The organism is Halarchaeum sp. CBA1220 (assembly GCF_003721175.2).
Classification (GTDB): Archaea; Halobacteriota; Halobacteria; order Halobacteriales; family Halobacteriaceae; genus Halarchaeum; species Halarchaeum grantii.
The window spans coordinates 188,103-204,400 of sequence record NZ_CP054709.1; the positions used below are offsets into that span (position 1 = coordinate 188,103).

Consider the following 16,298-nt stretch of genomic DNA (forward strand, 5'->3'; position numbering starts at 1 on the left):
TCTCCTCCTGAGATCACACTATGCCCGATGATTCGACGCCAATCGACGAAATCCGTGCCGAGCTAGAAGATGAGCTCCCGAATGACCTCTCAATTTCGAGAGTAGCGTTCGAAGGCCCACAGCTGGTCGTCTATACCGAGATGCCCAGAGAATTCGCGGAACGAGATGGGCTTCTCGGCCGGCTTGCAAGTACACTTCGGAAGCGTATCACAATTCGACCAACCGATGGGGCACAGACAAGCCCAGAGGATGCTCGTGGCAGTATTCTCGAAGTCATCCCGGAGAATGCAGGTATTACGAACCTTCAGTTCTATCCGGAGACAGGTGAAGTCCTCATTGAGGCTGAGAAACCCGGCCTCGTGATCGGAAGTCACGGTCGGACGCTTCGCGAGATCCAACAAGAGGTGGGTTGGACGCCAGAGGTACTTCGAACACCACCGATGGAGTCCTCGACGGTGGATAACGTCCGGAATTTCCTCATGCAGGAGCGTGATGAACGCCGCGAGTTCCTTGAACGGACTGGCGAGCAGATACACCGTGAGCAGATGCACGAGACGGAGTGGGTTCGGATCACGACACTCGGCTGCTGTCGCGAGGTCGGGCGTGCGAGCTTCATCCTCAGCACACCGGAGACCCGTGTTCTCATCGACTGTGGGGACAAACCCGGCGCGGAGGGAGAAGTTCCCTACCTCCAACTCCCGGAAGCAAACCCGATTCCGGAGCTCGATGCGGTTGTCCTCACACACGCCCATCTTGACCACTCCGCACTTCTGCCGCTCCTCTTCAAGTACGGCTACGATGGGCCAGTATACACGACACAGGCGACGCGGGACCTCATGGGACTTCTCCAACTTGACTATCTCGACGTCGCTGCCAAAGAGGGGAGGACACCACCTTACGACTCCGGGATGGTTCGGAAGGAGCTCAAACACACGATTCCGGTCGAGTATGGGAACGTCACAGATATCGCCCCGGACATCAAGCTCACCTTCCACAACGCCGGCCACATTCTCGGCTCCGCAGTAACGCACTTCCACATCGGGGACGGCTTCCACAACGTCGTCTTCTCCGGCGACATCCACTATGACGACACTCGTCTGTTCAATGGCGCCGTCAACGACTTCCCGCGCGTCGAAACGCTCGTCATGGAGTCGACCTACGGCGGACGGAACGACTATCAGACTGACCAAGAGGACTCCGAGCGCAAACTCATCGAGATCATCAACGAGACGTATGAGGACGGCGGGAAAGTCGTTATTCCGGCGTTCGCCGTCGGGCGCTCTCAGGAGTTGATGCTCGTCCTCGAGGAGGCGATGCGTGAGGGGAAACTCCCCACGATGCCGATTTATCTTGACGGGATGATTCGCGAAGCGACGGCTATTCACACGGCATATCCGGAGTTCCTGCGCGACGGCCTTCGCGATCGTATTCTCCACGAGGACGAAAACCCGTTCCTCGCTGAGCAGTTCCAGCAGGTTGACGGCGGTGAAGAGATGCGAAAAGACATCGTCGACGGCGATGAGTGTATCATCCTTTCAACGTCCGGGATGGTTACCGGTGGCCCGATCATGGGTTGGCTTGAATATCTCGGTAGTGAACCCGAGAATGAACTGATCTTCGTCGGCTACCAAGCACAGGGCACACTCGGCCGTAGCATTCAGAGTGGACGTCGCGAGATTCCGTTCAGCGATCGTGGCAGTCGTAGCGAACAGTTGACACTGCGTTTCGGTGTCTCGACTGTCAGCGGATTCTCCGGACACGCTGACCGACGTGGCCTTGAGAACTTTGTCCGGACGATGAATCCGCGCCCCGAAGAGGCACTCTGTGTCCACGGCGACGAGGAATCTACCGACCAGCTCTCCTCTGGGCTCTACCAAGAGTTCGATATGCGGACGTACACACCACGGAATACCGAGACGTTCCGCCTCGACGAGTAGGCTCGTAGTACGGGGTGTTCGCTAAGCAACCGTCTCTGTGTATCCTGTTCTCTCATCTACATTCTCGCCGTCTTGATAACGACAGGCTCTTTCCCCTGCGAGTCTTGTCTATCGATAGCGGGATAGGATAGCTCGGAGATTCCGCTGGGCTCATATCCCGGAGATCGGTGGTTCAAATCCACCTCCCGCTATTTTGACACTATTTCGCCATAGCTGCTATCACACGTGTGAGAATCTGAAATTCAGATACTATTCTGTCTCTTCGGTTTCTACGGCGATATCGTAGTCACGAGGTCTCTGTAGAGCGAAGCCAGGAATATTTTTGCGGATCTGGTGGTCCTGCAATTTCATTCTGCCCTCTTGTGTTAGATTGATCCTCTTTTAAACGGGTGGCTATCTTGGTTCCCGGACAACTTTACGAAGATATTGGTGTAAATAGTGGCACAGAGAAACCACTACTCGAACAGGTTCAGGTAACACATCCAGCGTATTAAAATCTGTTCAATCATAGTGTACAGGATTGTACATTCTCATACACTATCGAAAACAGGGAGCATTTTTGCAATTCTACTTGGCTGATCCCGTCTGTGTACCTACTTTGTCCTATCTCTGTGGATGGATACCTACTCTCTTATGTACCAGTCTAACTTGATGTACAGGGTTGTCTATTTTATCAATATATTATTCTATCACCGTTGCCATGTGTAGACCCAGTGTCTACTTATTAGATCGCCTCGCCCGAGTGGTAGCTAGCTGAAAGTAAGAACTGGGCTGAATACTTACTCGAGTTCGCCGGTCACTAGTCCTCCACAGAGGCCTTAATTCGTTAAGTCGACTCAGAAACTCATCAGCTGATGCCTTCGTCTCGAAACTAACTTCTCCACCGTAGTTTTGAGGGCGCTAACCCTTTCACCATCGTCGTCAGTGTCTATTCAACGGTTATCCACGTTCCATCTGGGGCCCCTTCAATTCGGATGAGTGTATCGACCACTGACCGGATGTTCTCGAGAGAACGATCTGAGCATCGCTCTAAGTCGAGTGTGAATATCTGCGGAGTTGCCGAGTGCTTCCACTCGAAGAGCTTGAGGAGGCGGGTCACAGTCTCGACGGATGTCTCCGCCACTAAGGCATCAAGTGAATGGACGAGAAGCGATGAGTTACCATTGAACCCAGAGTCGATCTGGTCGAGCGTGAGGAATAACGACGTGAAATCCCCTGTATTCGAGAGCGTATGTACTGGTGGGTCTCGATAAGGCCGTGATTGCTGGCCGGCATCGAGATCAAGAATCCCGAACCGGAGGTCTGGAAGAAATTGTTCGAAGTCCCGTTCAATGGTGTCAGCATCTCGTTCAGTCGTGACGATGCTGCTGCCGGCCTGTTCACGTACTTCGTGCTGTGCGAGGAAGGCGATTGTCACCGTCCAAGCATAGTCTAGATCGTCTGCTGCGATAATAATCTGGTCAGCAGGCCCATCTAACTGCCGTTCAATATATCGTGCGTCGCGAAGTGCCTGATGGGCTACTTGTGTGAAGCTGTGCTCCGCCCCGGCCGATGAAGGCGGTGAGTCGGGCTGCTCATTGGATGTCTGTGTATCTTTCATTGTAAAGGCTGGGCTGAAGAGACGCCAGCTAATCTCCGAGGACACATGCTGACGACCTGAAGAGGCTGAAGAGGTGGCGAAGAGCGTTGGAAGGGTGCTCGATCTCCAGCCCGAGGCCTTGAGTCAGGTGCCGTTCTCGTGTAGTAGTTCCTCTACTACAGTCGAAATGGGCACCGCCCTCTGTCTTACAGACGTCATCGGGCAGGGCTGGAGAGGCCGTCTCGCCTAGCTACCATATCGTACTATGGCCCACCCATTTAAGACTGTCTATTCATCCAGAGAATGCGGGGGAGACACGGTAGCAACAGCTCGCTTCTTGAAGAATCAGAGATACCGCGCCTATCTGTATCAGGGATAGATTATCCTTCCTGAGTCGACTACTCTCCCGACTTCGCTCACCCTGATGTGTTCGCTCGTGGAGGATGGTGATTGTCCATGAAACCGTGCTTGAACCGTCTGGATGGGGTGTAAAACCGCCGCCCAGCGGCACCGTTCAGACCTTGAGGCAAGCTGACTGTTGGCCTCAATGGACACACCGATATTCTTCGCCGCATTGTCGTCCGCGCTCGCTTCCGACTCGTACTTCACACACTGGAATTGAAACCCGCCTATGGGGCGACGCGGATTTTCGAACGGGAAGCGAAACGCGTTTTTCTCAACTCCTTGTGTGAATAGCTGTGACTGAGTCTGAGACCGAGCACCGAAGCCAATTCCTCGCGCTCTATCTCGTTCGCTTTGCGGCGAGGTTTGGCTTCTCGGCGCTCGTCATCCTCCTTCCGTATTACGTTAATCAACTCCAAGCTTCGGGGTTGATGACTGGCCTGTTCTATACGGGCTTTACTGCTGCACAGCTCGTCGCCGTCGTCCCGCTCGCATGGGCCGGTGACCGGTACGATAAGCGTCTCGTTCTCCTAGGAGCCCTTGGCGTCGGCGCCGTCGTCTATGCGCTGTTTACCCTCGTCACTTCCCCCGTAGCACTAGTCGGAATCCGTGCGCTACAGGGAGTCGTCGTTGTCGCACTTAGCCTGCTGACACTTGCGTACGTCGGTGAGCTTGCGACGCCCGAGACGCGCGCGAACAAGATCGGGAAGTCCAACGCTGCTCGATTCGCCGCCGCGATCGCGGGGAGCTTCACAGCAGGCATTCTCTATCCCTGGGTCGGTTTCGAGCCGGTCTTCTGGGTCCTCGTCGTGCTGTACGTCGCTACGTTCATCGCTATCGTCTTCTTCCTTCGCCCGGATAAGGCGGTTATCCGTGGCTTCCCGTTCTCCGGGCTAGCGTTCAACCGTCGCATTCGGACATTGAGCATCTTCCGGGCACAGTACTCTGTCGCAGTGACACTCGTTCGGACGTGGGTGCCCTTGTTTGCGGGTGTCGTCGCCGCACGGGGCGGTCTCGAGATGGTTCCGATCGCCGTTACCCTCGTCGTCACCGCCGAGAAGCTCGCAAACCTCCTTCTTCAACCGACTCTCGGGTCGCTCTCCGACCGATATGGGCGTGCCCTCTTCGTGTTTATTGGTGGTAGTGCATATGGTGTCGTCGCACTTGTCGTTCCGTTCACACCCGCTCTTGGAACGATGTTCGGACTTCCTGAAACGATTCCGCATATTGGCTACGTCTCAAGTGCGTTCGTCCCTCTTCTCGTGCTGAATGCCTTCTTGGGGATTACTGAGGCCTTCCGTGAGCCCGCAAGTATGGCGTTATTTGCCGACGAGGGGAGTAGCGATGAGGAGAGCGGTGTCGCAGCAAGCTTCGGTGTCCGCGACCTTGTTTGGCGACCGGGAAGCTTGCTCGCCCCGGTCTTCGGTGGATGGCTCATGGGCTCGGTCGGAATGGACTGGGTCTTCTACATTGGTGGTGTCGCCGCTATCTCTGGAGTCCTCACGTTCCTCCTTGTGCTCGTTCGTGACCACGGACGGAGCGCGCTCACCGAGTGGTAGGGCCTGTGGTACTGTCCGGATACGGGTGAGGTGGCTCGTCACGGATGTTGTGCCTGAGAAAGGGAGACCCATACCGCATGCTCTTCAGTATTTGACTGAATGAAATCGTATAATCAGACTCGGTATCTGCCTGAAAACCACGACGGACTGGAAGTTAATACATATATTCGACAAACGTATATTCTCACGCTATATGCGATTCTGTGACGAGTGTGGTTCGATGATGCACACGGAGGGCGACACGTGGGTATGCCACTCCTGTGAGAACGAGGAGCCGCGAGACTCGCAAGCGGAAGCGGTGATGGAGACCCAAGATAGACAGCAAGACGACGGGGCACCCGCCGTGGCCGACGCGACCCAGGGCTCCACCGAGACCGTTCAGGAGTCTTGCCCGGCGGACGACTGCGACAGTGACCGGGCCTACTACGAGATGATACCGAAGCCAGGCGGCTCCTACGAGGTCCGGCTGTTCACCTGCGTCGAGTGCGACCACAAGTGGCGTGGGTCTTGACGGCGGATCTCGCGATCCCTCGCCGGTTAAATTATGCATAGAACATATCCGACTCCCAACCCCGATCTAGTCAGTAGTTGAGACTGGCTGTCTCAATGCACACGGTGCCGATCGGCTCTGCCGCTATCCGATTTATCGGCTCTGTTGAAGTCCTATCGATTCCACACCTTTCCTGCTGAAACAGCTGTTGGGTGGGACTGCGAACTGATCCGTCGAGCGACCACCGGAACTTTGATACATTTATTCGATTTCGTTCACTAAGGATGTTTGAGATACTGGACGCGACAGAGGACGATCTCATTGCGGTACGTGTCGGGAATGGTACTGCTGACGGCTACGAGGAGTTCTACTCGCTGCTCATTGAACGAACGAAGCAACATGGGTCAATCCGAGTGTATGAGGAAGTTCCCGACTGGACAGCAACGACGTATCTCACCCATCTGCACGGGATTCTTCCAGACCTTCGATACGGACCCGAGTTCGACATTCGTTCCTATGCGTGCGTCGGAGACTCGTTCTGGGCAAAATTACTCTTTCACCAGTGGCGAGCCATACGGCCAGTCTGGCCAGTTGCTCCCGACCAGATGCGATACTTCCAACTAGACAACCGCGACAGCGCCTTGCAATGGATTCGTAACGGTTCAGCCCGTCCGTAGCACTACGACTACTTTCTTCGCTGTACTTATTGAAGGTATTCATCAGACCGAGACAGTTTTCATGACCAAATTCAGGGGAGAACAGATACTCCGTAAGTGGGTGAACATATTGTCAGTGGGATGACAAATCGATTTTGACTGCTCCTCGAATCGTAGTGATAATGCCAGTGTTTCCAGTGGAGATGGAGAGTGAACGGCTACGCTACGAGCGGCTCCATCAGGATGAGTTTGACCCATACGAACTCTATACTCACGTCCAAGAAGGAGCGCCCGGAATTGACGAAATAACCGAGTACGTCACGTGGAACTCATACTCTCACCCCAAAGCGGCGTTCGAATGGGTCGAGCAGTGTGGGACGGAGTTCGAGAACGGAGAGAACGCTACCTACGTGATTCGACCGAAAGACGGCGAACACGCTAACGAATTCGCCGGTCTCGCTGGAATACATCCAGATTGGGACCGTCAACTGGCGACACTGGGGACGTGGCTCCGAAAGCCCTTCTGGAGACGAGGGTACTCTGGAGAACGAGCTGCTCGTTTTCTCAAACTCGCGTTCGACCGACTCGACCTCCAAATTGTGACGGTTACACACGACCCTGAAAACACGAACTCCCGGCAAGCCATTGAGAAATATGTTGAGCGATTCGGTGGTCATAAAGAGGGTCAAATCCGTAATGAACTCGTTATCGACGGAGAGCCACGCGACTCCGTCCGATACAGTATTGCTCGTCAGGAGTGGGAACAGAACTGCCGCGGAGAACAGGAGTGAACCGTTGAGCAAGAGCATTAGGTGGATTCCCTCTATTGAACGTTCAAAGTGCCTTGTCGATGTTGTGAGTGAGACAGCAGACAACGAGTTCACGGAACTGCTTCCACCAGTGCCGTGAGCGGACGAATGCGCCATATTTTCGTTTGAGGCGAGAGTTTACCGTCTCGTTTTGACTGCGCTGACCGTAGAGATCGGCATCCAACCGAGCATTCCACGCTTTGTGAAGAGACGAGAACTCGCGGTGCTTGATGAGCGGACGAACACCAGTTTCACGGGCTAATGCGCGAATCTTCTGATCATCGTATCCCTTGTCGCCGAGGAGAACTGCTACTTCCCCGGTATTCCGCTTGATGAGCGACGGCGCGATCTTCGAGTCGTGTTTTCGTGTTGTTGTTACGTGTACGTCGAGGACAGCATTTGCTCTCGTGTCCACGAGAAGCGTGACTTTCAACTGCTGAATCGTCAACTTCGTTCGCTTCGTATAGTGCTTCGAGGCGTGACTACGGTCAAAGCCAGAGGCATCGATACCGACGACACCGTTGGTCGGGAGGAGGGTAACCGAGAGGTTGAGCAGCACACGCCAAACCGCCATATCGAGCCAGTTAAACGCCTTACACAACGTCGAAGGAGACGGGAGTTCCTCAAGACCAAGGGCGCTCCGAATGCGAGGCATCTCGATAAGTTCGTCAAGGAGCGTCCGGTACGTCGTATTCTTCCGCACCTTGAGACGGAGCAAGACGATGTGCTTGTGGAGTGTGTACCGTCGTTTCGAGAACTTTGACGAGTAGCGGGCAACAGCTCGCCGAGCCAAGTGATATGCCTGCTCAACGAACCGAAGCAACTGCGACTTTGGGAGGGCCTGCATCCGGTCAGACTACCGGGCGAACCTGTAACCCTCCGAGGATTTCAACAGAGCCGATTTATCACAAGTTGCTGGTGAGGGGGCGGTAGCTGTTTGCGAGCACGAGTATGGTTCCGGTCGCCATTAGCGTCGTCGCGACGAGCGGTGTGACGAACCCAACGGCAGCGAGCGGGACACCGATAGCAGGCACTGTGAGCGCGAGTCCGAGATTTTCGAGAAGGCGACGCCGTGTCCCACGCGCGATTCCGAAGAGATCGCGGAACGGCGTCAGATCGTCGGCCGTTACGAGAGCGTCCGCGACAGTCACGGTGAAGTCACTTCCGGAGACCATCGCCACACCGAGATCAGCAGCGGCAAGCGCTGGTGCGTCGTTCGTCCCGTCCCCCACCATCGCGACGACACCCTCATCGCGGAGGCGACGGACGAGCTCTTCTTTCGCTTCCGGTGGGACGTCCGCGTAGACCTTGGAGACGTCCGGGTGTGCCTCGAACTGCCGTGCAACGCGTGAATCATCGCCCGTGATGACCACGATCTGTCGGTCATCGGCCGCGAGCTCCGCGACAGTTTCCGTCCACTTCTCGCGGGGCTGATCTTCGAGTGTGATCACGCCTGTTGCGGTCCCCTCCCAGCCGACGACCGTTGGGAGCTCGCCACGGTCACGGACACGGTCGATTGTGTCACGGATGGCTTCGGGAATGCTCCAGTTGAGGTCGTCGAAGAGTGCGGGGTTTCCGACGGCCGTCCGCGACGCGTCCACGTCGGCCACGACACCGTAGCGGTACCGTTCGAACGACGTAACCGCTTGTGAGCGGTCCGGTGCACGGTCGCGGATTGCGGCGGCAATCGGGTGGCTCGAACGTGACTCGACGGCCGCTGCCCGCCGAAGAACCGCCTTACTATCGCACTCCTCAACTGCGTGGACGGCGGCGACACGCATTTCGCCGGTGGTGAGTGTTCCGGTCTTGTCGAACGCGATGACGTCTGCGTCGGTCACCCGTTCAAGGATCGTCTGATCAAAAACCGGGACGTCTCGCTCGGCAGCCGTTGAGAGCCCACGACCGACGGCGAGTGGTGTGACGAGGCTGAGGGAGACGGGGCAGGCGATAATCAGCACGGTGAGTGCCGTCCGAAGTGCGGGTTCGGCTGGCGCGCCAGCAACCGTCCACGCACCGAGTGTGACGAGTGCGAAGACACAGACAACCGGGATGTAGATTGCTGTCACACGGTTCGTGAGCCGCTCGGCCGGGGACTGTTCGGTCTGGAGATCCCAGACGAGGTCGCGGAGTCGGTCGAGTGTGCTCGTCGCCCCCTCGTCGACCGTGATTTCGAATGAGCCGTCGGCGGCAATGGAGCCACCGATGACCGTGTCGCCGACGACTTTACGCTGGGGTCGTGCCTCGCCAGTGATGAGCGCCTCGTTAACCGTTCCGCGGCCATCGACGATCGTGCCGTCAAGTGGGATTCGTTCGCCCGGCCGGACGAGAAGCCGATCCCCAGTCGTGCAGTCCTCGGGTGGGACGATCGTCGTTGTCCCGTCCTCAAGGAGGCGGCGTGCAGCGGTCTCTGTCTCGTCGACGAACTCGGTGAGGTCTTCGACCGCCTGGCGTTTATATCGGGCACGGGCGTGATTCCCGATTGTCGTGAGAACGATGACCGCCGTCGCGATATCGAAGAAGAGGTAGAGACGGTCGAGATAGAGCAGTGAGACCATGGAGTACGCGTAGGCGCTCACCGCAGTGATGGAGATGAGGACGTCGACAGTAAGCTGGCGTTCGTGGAGACTGATGTAGGCCGACCGGAGGATGGGGAATCCGACGCCGAAGATAGTGATCGTGGTGAACATCGCGACAGGCCCGTAGAGACCAGTAACGATTGCGTGATTATCGAGTGAGGAGGTCGGAAGGAGTCCGAGATAGACGGGGTAGAAGAAGGCAGCATAGATGATGTAGATGGGTGCGACGGCAATCACGGAGAAAATCGTGCGGAGATGGTCGAAGTCGAAGTCGTTCCGGTCGGCGGGTGTTTCCTCTGGTGTGGGCGCAGAGGCTCGATATCCCCATGCAGAAAGTGTGTCCTCGATGGTGTCACGCTCAACCGCCTCGGGGTCGTAGCTGACGCGCATCATCTCGGCCGTATAGCTCGCGGACGCACCGCTGACGCCATCGAGTGTCACAGCGCGTCGCTCGAGATACGACTCGCATGCGTGCGTATGCATGCCGCTGATCGAGAAATACGCCGTCTCGCCGTCAGTCTGCTGCGTTGTCTCAGGAGTGTGTTCGATGTGTGCGCCACTGGTTCTCGTCTCCCCCTGTTGGCAGCCACGCGAGCAGAACACCTCCCCGTTATCACGAATCGGCTCGCTATCGATCTCGCGGCCGCAGAACGAACACGTAGTCACGGTCGCCTCGTAGAGTCCGAACGGAGACGCGCCTGAGCTAGCGGGGTATGTCTCTGTATCATGGTGGGCGTCACGGTCGCTAATGTGTATGGGTAGTTGTGCGGTGCGTCGTTGCTTCGTTCACGAGTTCGACAGTGACGTGGTCAAGGCCGGCGTCTCGGAGTCTCTCGTGGATAGTCGCCCGTAGCTCCTCTTGGGTATTGAGCGAATCGACTGAGACCTTGACTCGAACTGTCCCGATGGTAAGCCGACTACAGACCTGCCAGACGTGGCAGTCCTCGACCGCCTCAACGCTCTCGATCGACATGAGGGATGCCTGCAGGTCGGCGATCGGAATCGGGCTACGTTCGAGGAGGAGGTCGAGGCTGTCACGCAACACGGTGTATGCTGACCAGATGATGACGACAGCGATGAGCGCGGCCGTGATCGGGTCTACCATGCGGATCTCGAAGACGGCGACGATGGCGGTCGAGATGATGACCGCGACGGACGCCCCGGTATCGCCGAGCAGATGGTAGAACGCGCCGCGTTCGTTCAGGCTGAGTTCGTCGCCGTGGAGGTAGCCGACGGACGCGACGTTCACGACGAGGCCGCCCGTGGCGAGGAGGACGGTCATCGTCGGGTCGAGGTCGACGGGGTTGTAGAATCGCTGGTAGGACTCGTAGAGGATGACGAGCGCCATCGGGACGAGGAGCACCCCGTTGAGGAGGGCGGCGAACGGTTCGAGTCGGTGGAGTCCGTACGTCCACAAATCGCGCTCCTCGTACCGGTCGGCGACATAGGTGGCTGCAAACGCCATCAGATACGACAGCGCATCGAAGAGCATGTGGACGGCGTCGCTTAGGAGTGCAAGCGATCCGAACAGGAGACCACCGGCGAGTTCGATGACGAAGCCAGCCGTGTTAATCGCGGCGACGACGCCGAGTTTACGTATACTTCGCGGCTCGGTATGGTTGCCGTCGCCGTGGTCGTGGTCTGAATCTGTCGTCGTGTCGTGGTTGTGGCTCTCCATTAGTTTGGGAACGAGTGGAAGCGCATCAGTGAGAGTGTAGTGCGACTGGGTGAGCGCTCTAGTCGTCCTCGGGGGTGATTCGGGAGAGGCGCATCGCGTTGCCGGTGACGCCGAGCGTCATCCCGGCATCGCCGACGAGGACGGCCGCCCAGATGGGGACGAGGCCAAAAGGCACGGCGAGCGCGAGGGCGGCTTTCGCGCCGAGACTCGTCCAGACATTCTGCCGGATGACGCCGTTCGCGTCGTGCGACAGTTCGTAGAGATAGGGGAGGCGTGCGAGGTCGTCGCTCATCAGCGCGATGTCCGCCGTCTCGAGGGCGGTGTCCGTACCGGCCGCACCCATTGCGACACCGACAGTCGCCGTTGCGAGCGCCGGCGCGTCGTTCACGCCGTCGCCAACCATCGCGACGCCGTCGTACTCGCCGTCGAGGTCCTGGATGGCTTCGACCTTCTCGTCGGGGAGGAGTTCCGCGCGGAACTCATCAACGCCGACCTCCTCGGCGATGGCGCGTGCAGTACGCTCGTTGTCGCCGGTGAGCATCACGACGTGCGCGACGCCGAGGTCGTGCAGGCGCTCGACGGCGCGACGCGCTTCGGGGCGGACTTCGTCCGCGACGGCGATGACGCCTTCGAGTTCGTCCTCCGTCCCGACGAGAATCACCGTCTTCCCCTCGGATTGGAGGTCGGGGATGGTGTCCTGGAGGAGGTCGAGGCAGTTGTTCCGCTCGCAGAGGCGCTGGCTGGTCTGCGTGACGACCCCGCCGTCGGTGACGGCGTGGACGTGCGAGAGGTCGAAGCCGAGTTCCTCGAAGAACCCCGGCTTGCCCGCGTAGTGCGTCTCGCCGTCGAGGTCAGCGCGCACGCCCTTCCCGGTGACACTCTCGAACTCGGAAACCGAGCGCTTCCCGACGTCGTTCTCCGCGGCGTGGTCGACGATGGCTGCGCCGATGGGGTGTTCGGAGCGCGACTCGAGGCCGCGCGCACACCGCAGGACGTCGTCCTCGGTGTTCTCGTTGAGCGGAATGACGTCCGTCACGGCGAGTTCGCCCTTGGTGAGCGTGCCGGTCTTGTCGAGCGCGACGGCCTCGACGTCGCCCATCGCCTCGAGGTGTTGTCCGCCCTTGATGAGGACGCCGTTCTTCGCGGCGCTCGTGATGCCCGACACCACCGAGACGGGCGTCGAGATGACGAACGCGCACGGGCACGCGAGGACGAGCAGGGTGAGGCCGTAGACGACGGACTGCTCCCAGGTCGCCCCGAGGACGAACGGCGTGCCGAGCGTGACGAGGACGGCGAACGCGACGACGACCGGGGTGTAGTAGCCGGCGAAGCGCTCGACGAACTGCTCGCGTTCGGTCTTGTTCGCCTGTGCGTCCTCGACCATCTCGATGATGCGCGAGAGCGTGTTGTCCCCAGCCTCGGAAGTGACTCGGACTTCGAGGTAGCCCTCCTCGTTGATGGTGCCGGCGTACACCTCGTCGCCATCCGTCTTGTCCACGGGGACGGACTCGCCGGTGATGGGCGCCTGATTGACCGCGCTCTCGCCGACGCTGACCTCGCCGTCCATCGGAATCTTCTCACCGGGCTTGACCACGACGACGTCGCCGACGCGGACGTCCTCGACGGGCACCGTCATCTCCTCGCCGTCCCGTTTGACGGTGGCTTCGTCCGGGGAGAGGTCCATCAGCTCCTGCAGGGAGTTGCGGGCCTTGTCCATCGAGTAGCGCTCCAGAAGCTCGGCGACGCTGAAGAGGAAGGCGAGCATCGCGGCCTCCATATAGAGCCCCTCGCCGAAGCCGACACTGACGACGAGTGCCCCCGTAATCGCGATGGACATCAGCAGGTCGATGTCCAGATTCCGGTTGCGCAGCGAGTAATACCCTCCCTCGATGATCTCCTGACCACCAACCGAAACTGCGATCAGGAAGAGGACGTCCGCGAGCGCGAGCGTAAATGGCCCCGTAATCAGCGTAGAGTTCTGGCCGCTCAGGACGAATTCGAAGAGCAGGCCGAGCGCGACAAACCCACCGCTAATCCATGTCTTCGTCGCGCGATCACTCTGCCAGACCCCGTCAGTCTCTGCCAGTCCACTACTCCCTTCCCCCCTGGAGACCGTCGTCTCAGTGACGTCGTAGCCAGCGCTCTCGATCGCCCGTGTCACGTCGTCAGCCGACACGTGCGCCTGGTCGTACGTGACGACGACTTTCCCAGTCGTGGGTTGGGTTTGATAGGTGCTGACGCCAGTGACGTCCTCGAGGGCGTTCTCGACCTTCCCCGCGCAGGACGGGCAGTCCATCTCCGGAACGGTGAACGTCTCGGTCGTCTCACCGACGCCAGATTCGACGGTATAGCCGGCCTTCTCGACGCGCTCGGCGATGGCCTCTGGCGTGGTTCCCTCCTTCTCGTAGCTGACGGTGAGGGTACCAGTCGTGACCTGCGGGTCGACCGTCTCAACGGCGTCGAGTTGCTGCACGCTCTTCCGGACTTTCCCGGCACAGGACGGGCAGTCCATCTCCGGAACGGACAACTGTACTACCTCTCCGTTCACCAGGTCTGCCACTGGCTCATCATGCTCGTGGCCATGATCGTGGTCGTGATCATGGTCGTCATCGTCGTGATTATGGTCGTGTGCTGATGCTGGTGGATCGCTCATACTCGGAGATAACCATCATACAGTTATTAATCCACCTGTTAACTGAAACGGTCTATATGGGCTGTATTGCCAATTTAACTCCCTATATTATTATTCCAGATGGGTGAACTGATTCGTATATAATAGAGTGATGGTCAAGACCGACCAGCATTTCTACGGCCCACGCACATCTTTGTGTATGAATGCGATCTCGGACCGTGTCCGATCGGTGACTCTCACCATCGCACTCGCTATTGTTGGGTTCGGTGTCGGTACACTCCTCGTCGCGACGGGAGCCGGACTCCTCACTGTTGTTGGTATTCCGGTCTTTGACCGTCCCGCTATTCAACTCGTACTTAGCGCCACACTTCTCCAAGGTATTGCGTTTGGGGGGGTCGCGCTCCTCTACAGCCGACTTGGCAATACATCTCCACCACTCCCGGTAGCGGTTCCATCGCGGCGTGATCTCGCGATTATCGTCGCTGGAAGTGTCGCGACACTCGCGCTTTGGGTCGGTCTCTCCATGACGGCGAGTTTCCTCGGGCTTGATTCGGCGACAAACCAAGTCGTGACTACGGCAGCCAAAAACCCCGCCGTCCTCCTCCTCATGATCCCGCTCTCCTACCTCCTTGTTGGGCCTGGCGAGGAATTGCTCTTCCGTGGCGCCATCCAAGGACGGCTCCGTAGCGAGTTCACACCGACTGTTGCGATCCCGATCGCGAGTGCAACCTTCGCAGTTCTGCATGTCTCTTCGCTCTCCGGCGACGGAAAGCTCGTCTACCTCGGTGGTGTGTTCCTCATCGCACTCGTCCTCGGTGTCCTCTACGAATATACAGAGAACCTCGCCGTCCCAGCACTTGTTCATGCGACGTATAACGCGGTCCAATTCGGCGTCGCGTATTTCTCGCTCTCTTCAGCACCCGCAGTGCTTCTCGGCTAGTCTCTCAGAGACGCAGTATCATACTTCGAGAGGAAGAGCACAATACCCAGTATGACGGCCATCCCAATGCTGACCGAAATCATCCCGTAGAGGAAGAGGTTGAATGGGGAGAGTGCGAACGATATCGGACCAAGCGTCGCCTCTATCCCTTTCTCAACAGCGCTCTGAAGGACGGAGGCACCGACCGCGTATCCGAATCCAGCGGCTGTAAGAATGGCGACGATGAGCATCGCGATTACGATATGAGAACCGGATCGGGTTGGGGCGCGCTCACTCATAGTCGACGTGTCTCGTAGAGCCAGCACACAATTGCACCGATAACTGCCAGGACACCAGCAGCGAGCACTGTAACGCCGCGTACCCAATATGTTGTTGCCGCGAGTAATACGAGTCCGGCCGTTGTGAAGAGACTCCCAATTCCAAGGGCTGGGCGCGAGAGCGTACGTGCATACCCGGATTCTCTGAAGATTCCGATAATACACACCTCAAGAAGTAGGAGTCCACCGACTGCGACCGGGAGGAGTACACCCGCAAGGAAGACGCCAACCTCGGAAAGGACAAGTCCAAGCGCAAGGAAGACGGGCCATGGACTCGATCGTTGGTAGCCTGCTGCAAGCCCACTCTCAGCCATACACCCCCTTTGGACGACCGATATAAGAGCCGACCGGTCGCACAACTGAGCGTTCGAATCCGAATGATATAATAACTCATCTCCAAAAATACGGCTATGAATAAAATTCTCGGAGACGCCAGTGTCGGTCTCATGACTGTACTGCTATTCGTAATCACAGTTCTCTTCCTCATGTACCCCGACCCAGCAAAATCAGGTAGTGTGAAACTGGTTATCCGGGGACTTCTAGGCGTTGTTGGCGTTCTCATCATCGGTCTTATTGTATCCTTCGCGACAGGAACTGGATCTGAGGCGCATTGAGCAATCTTAACAGCATCTCTGTCTCTGTTGTTCAGGATAAGGTCAAGGGGAGGCGGCGCTGGCACGTGTTGAAAGTCATTAAATCAGCTATATCTAACGATTAGCTGCA

The 16,298-nt window shown here is 57.8% G+C and carries 14 protein-coding genes and 1 tRNA gene; 8 read left to right on the forward strand and 7 right to left on the reverse strand.

The annotated features are described in order from the left end of the window. The first annotated feature begins 20 nt into the window (after positions 1 to 20). Together EFA46_RS14205 and EFA46_RS14210 are read left to right on the forward strand one after the other, a co-directional pair. Complete coding sequence (locus EFA46_RS14205; RefSeq protein ID WP_123078645.1) at positions 21 to 1,937, forward strand: beta-CASP ribonuclease aCPSF1; 1,917 nt, start codon at positions 21 to 23, stop codon at positions 1,935 to 1,937. 116 nt (positions 1,938 to 2,053) lie between these two features. Continuing rightward, positions 2,054 to 2,128, forward strand: a tRNA-Met gene (locus tag EFA46_RS14210). 737 nt (positions 2,129 to 2,865) lie between these two features. Here EFA46_RS14210 and EFA46_RS14215 read toward each other — a convergent pair. Continuing rightward, positions 2,866 to 3,537: a hypothetical protein gene (locus EFA46_RS14215; protein WP_148040710.1), complete on the reverse strand. Its 672-nt coding sequence runs from the start codon at positions 3,535 to 3,537 to the stop codon at positions 2,866 to 2,868. A 677-nt stretch (positions 3,538 to 4,214) separates the two neighbouring features. Between EFA46_RS14215 and EFA46_RS14220 the strand changes: the two genes are divergently transcribed. The 4 genes from EFA46_RS14220 (at position 4,215) to EFA46_RS14235 (ending at position 7,414) form a co-directional block, all read left to right on the forward strand. Continuing rightward, on the forward strand, positions 4,215 to 5,477 hold the full coding sequence (locus tag EFA46_RS14220) for an MFS transporter (protein ID WP_123078647.1): 1,263 nt from the start codon (positions 4,215 to 4,217) through the stop codon (positions 5,475 to 5,477). Between the two features lie 193 nt (positions 5,478 to 5,670). Beyond that, positions 5,671 to 5,988 (forward strand): RPA12/RPB9/RPC11 RNA polymerase family protein, encoded by a 318-nt coding sequence (locus EFA46_RS14225; RefSeq protein ID WP_123078649.1) that lies wholly within the window; start codon positions 5,671 to 5,673, stop codon positions 5,986 to 5,988. Between the two features lie 263 nt (positions 5,989 to 6,251). Next, positions 6,252 to 6,644 carry an STAS/SEC14 domain-containing protein gene (locus tag EFA46_RS14230; RefSeq protein ID WP_123078651.1) on the forward strand — a complete coding sequence of 131 codons (393 nt, stop codon included), beginning with the start codon at positions 6,252 to 6,254 and terminating at the stop codon, positions 6,642 to 6,644. 161 nt (positions 6,645 to 6,805) lie between these two features. After that, the gene (locus tag EFA46_RS14235) at positions 6,806 to 7,414 is read left to right on the forward strand and encodes a GNAT family N-acetyltransferase (protein WP_123078653.1); all 609 of its coding nucleotides are present in this window, start codon (positions 6,806 to 6,808) and stop codon (positions 7,412 to 7,414) included. Between the two features lie 43 nt (positions 7,415 to 7,457). Here EFA46_RS14235 and EFA46_RS14240 read toward each other — a convergent pair whose 3' ends face one another. From EFA46_RS14240 to EFA46_RS14255, 4 genes are all read right to left on the reverse strand, one after another. Then, complete coding sequence (locus EFA46_RS14240; protein ID WP_123078655.1) at positions 7,458 to 8,279, reverse strand: IS5 family transposase; 822 nt, start codon at positions 8,277 to 8,279, stop codon at positions 7,458 to 7,460. Between the two features lie 58 nt (positions 8,280 to 8,337). Next, entirely contained in the window at positions 8,338 to 10,674 is a 2,337-nt protein-coding gene (locus tag EFA46_RS14245) for a heavy metal translocating P-type ATPase (RefSeq protein ID WP_123078657.1), read from the reverse strand. 79 nt (positions 10,675 to 10,753) lie between these two features. Next, entirely contained in the window at positions 10,754 to 11,686 is a 933-nt protein-coding gene (locus EFA46_RS14250; protein WP_123078659.1) for a cation diffusion facilitator family transporter, read from the reverse strand. 58 nt (positions 11,687 to 11,744) lie between these two features. Beyond that, positions 11,745 to 14,339 carry a heavy metal translocating P-type ATPase gene (locus tag EFA46_RS14255; RefSeq protein WP_123078661.1) on the reverse strand — a complete coding sequence of 865 codons (2,595 nt, stop codon included), beginning with the start codon at positions 14,337 to 14,339 and terminating at the stop codon, positions 11,745 to 11,747. A gap of 178 nt (positions 14,340 to 14,517) precedes the next feature. On the opposite strand from EFA46_RS14255, the gene EFA46_RS14260 reads away from it, so the two are divergent. Continuing rightward, complete coding sequence (locus EFA46_RS14260) at positions 14,518 to 15,258, forward strand: CPBP family intramembrane glutamic endopeptidase (protein ID WP_176969904.1); 741 nt, start codon at positions 14,518 to 14,520, stop codon at positions 15,256 to 15,258. Here the strand turns inward: EFA46_RS14260 and EFA46_RS14265 are convergent. Both EFA46_RS14265 and EFA46_RS14270 read right to left on the reverse strand, forming a co-directional pair. Continuing rightward, positions 15,255 to 15,536 (reverse strand): hypothetical protein, encoded by a 282-nt coding sequence (locus EFA46_RS14265; RefSeq protein WP_148040712.1) that lies wholly within the window; start codon positions 15,534 to 15,536, stop codon positions 15,255 to 15,257. The two genes, EFA46_RS14260 and EFA46_RS14265, sit on opposite strands and share 4 nt — an antisense overlap. Next, the gene (locus EFA46_RS14270; protein WP_123078667.1) at positions 15,533 to 15,889 is read right to left on the reverse strand and encodes a hypothetical protein; all 357 of its coding nucleotides are present in this window, start codon (positions 15,887 to 15,889) and stop codon (positions 15,533 to 15,535) included. The genes EFA46_RS14265 and EFA46_RS14270 overlap by 4 nt, the downstream gene beginning before the upstream one ends. A gap of 96 nt (positions 15,890 to 15,985) precedes the next feature. Here EFA46_RS14270 and EFA46_RS14275 point away from each other — a divergent pair, with 96 nt between their 5' ends. Then, complete coding sequence (locus EFA46_RS14275) at positions 15,986 to 16,189, forward strand: hypothetical protein (RefSeq protein WP_148040713.1); 204 nt, start codon at positions 15,986 to 15,988, stop codon at positions 16,187 to 16,189. Positions 16,190 to 16,298 lie beyond the last annotated feature (109 nt).

What these genes read in the sequence shown, in the direction of transcription:
- EFA46_RS14205 (WP_123078645.1), top strand. Translation starts at nt 21, where the DNA reads ATGCCCGATGATTCGACGCCAATCGACGAAATCCGTGCCGAGCTAGAA.
- EFA46_RS14215 (WP_148040710.1), bottom strand. Translation starts at nt 3,537, where the DNA reads ATGAAAGATACACAGACATCCAATGAGCAGCCCGACTCACCGCCTTCA.
- EFA46_RS14225 (WP_123078649.1), top strand. Translation starts at nt 5,671, where the DNA reads ATGCGATTCTGTGACGAGTGTGGTTCGATGATGCACACGGAGGGCGAC.
- EFA46_RS14230 (WP_123078651.1), top strand. Translation starts at nt 6,252, where the DNA reads ATGTTTGAGATACTGGACGCGACAGAGGACGATCTCATTGCGGTACGT.
- EFA46_RS14235 (WP_123078653.1), top strand. Translation starts at nt 6,806, where the DNA reads ATGCCAGTGTTTCCAGTGGAGATGGAGAGTGAACGGCTACGCTACGAG.
- EFA46_RS14240 (WP_123078655.1), bottom strand. Translation starts at nt 8,279, where the DNA reads ATGCAGGCCCTCCCAAAGTCGCAGTTGCTTCGGTTCGTTGAGCAGGCA.
- EFA46_RS14250 (WP_123078659.1), bottom strand. Translation starts at nt 11,686, where the DNA reads ATGGAGAGCCACAACCACGACACGACGACAGATTCAGACCACGACCAC.
- EFA46_RS14255 (WP_123078661.1), bottom strand. Translation starts at nt 14,339, where the DNA reads ATGAGCGATCCACCAGCATCAGCACACGACCATAATCACGACGATGAC.
- EFA46_RS14260 (WP_176969904.1), top strand. Translation starts at nt 14,518, where the DNA reads ATGAATGCGATCTCGGACCGTGTCCGATCGGTGACTCTCACCATCGCA.
- EFA46_RS14265 (WP_148040712.1), bottom strand. Translation starts at nt 15,536, where the DNA reads ATGAGTGAGCGCGCCCCAACCCGATCCGGTTCTCATATCGTAATCGCG.
- EFA46_RS14270 (WP_123078667.1), bottom strand. Translation starts at nt 15,889, where the DNA reads ATGGCTGAGAGTGGGCTTGCAGCAGGCTACCAACGATCGAGTCCATGG.
- EFA46_RS14275 (WP_148040713.1), top strand. Translation starts at nt 15,986, where the DNA reads ATGAATAAAATTCTCGGAGACGCCAGTGTCGGTCTCATGACTGTACTG.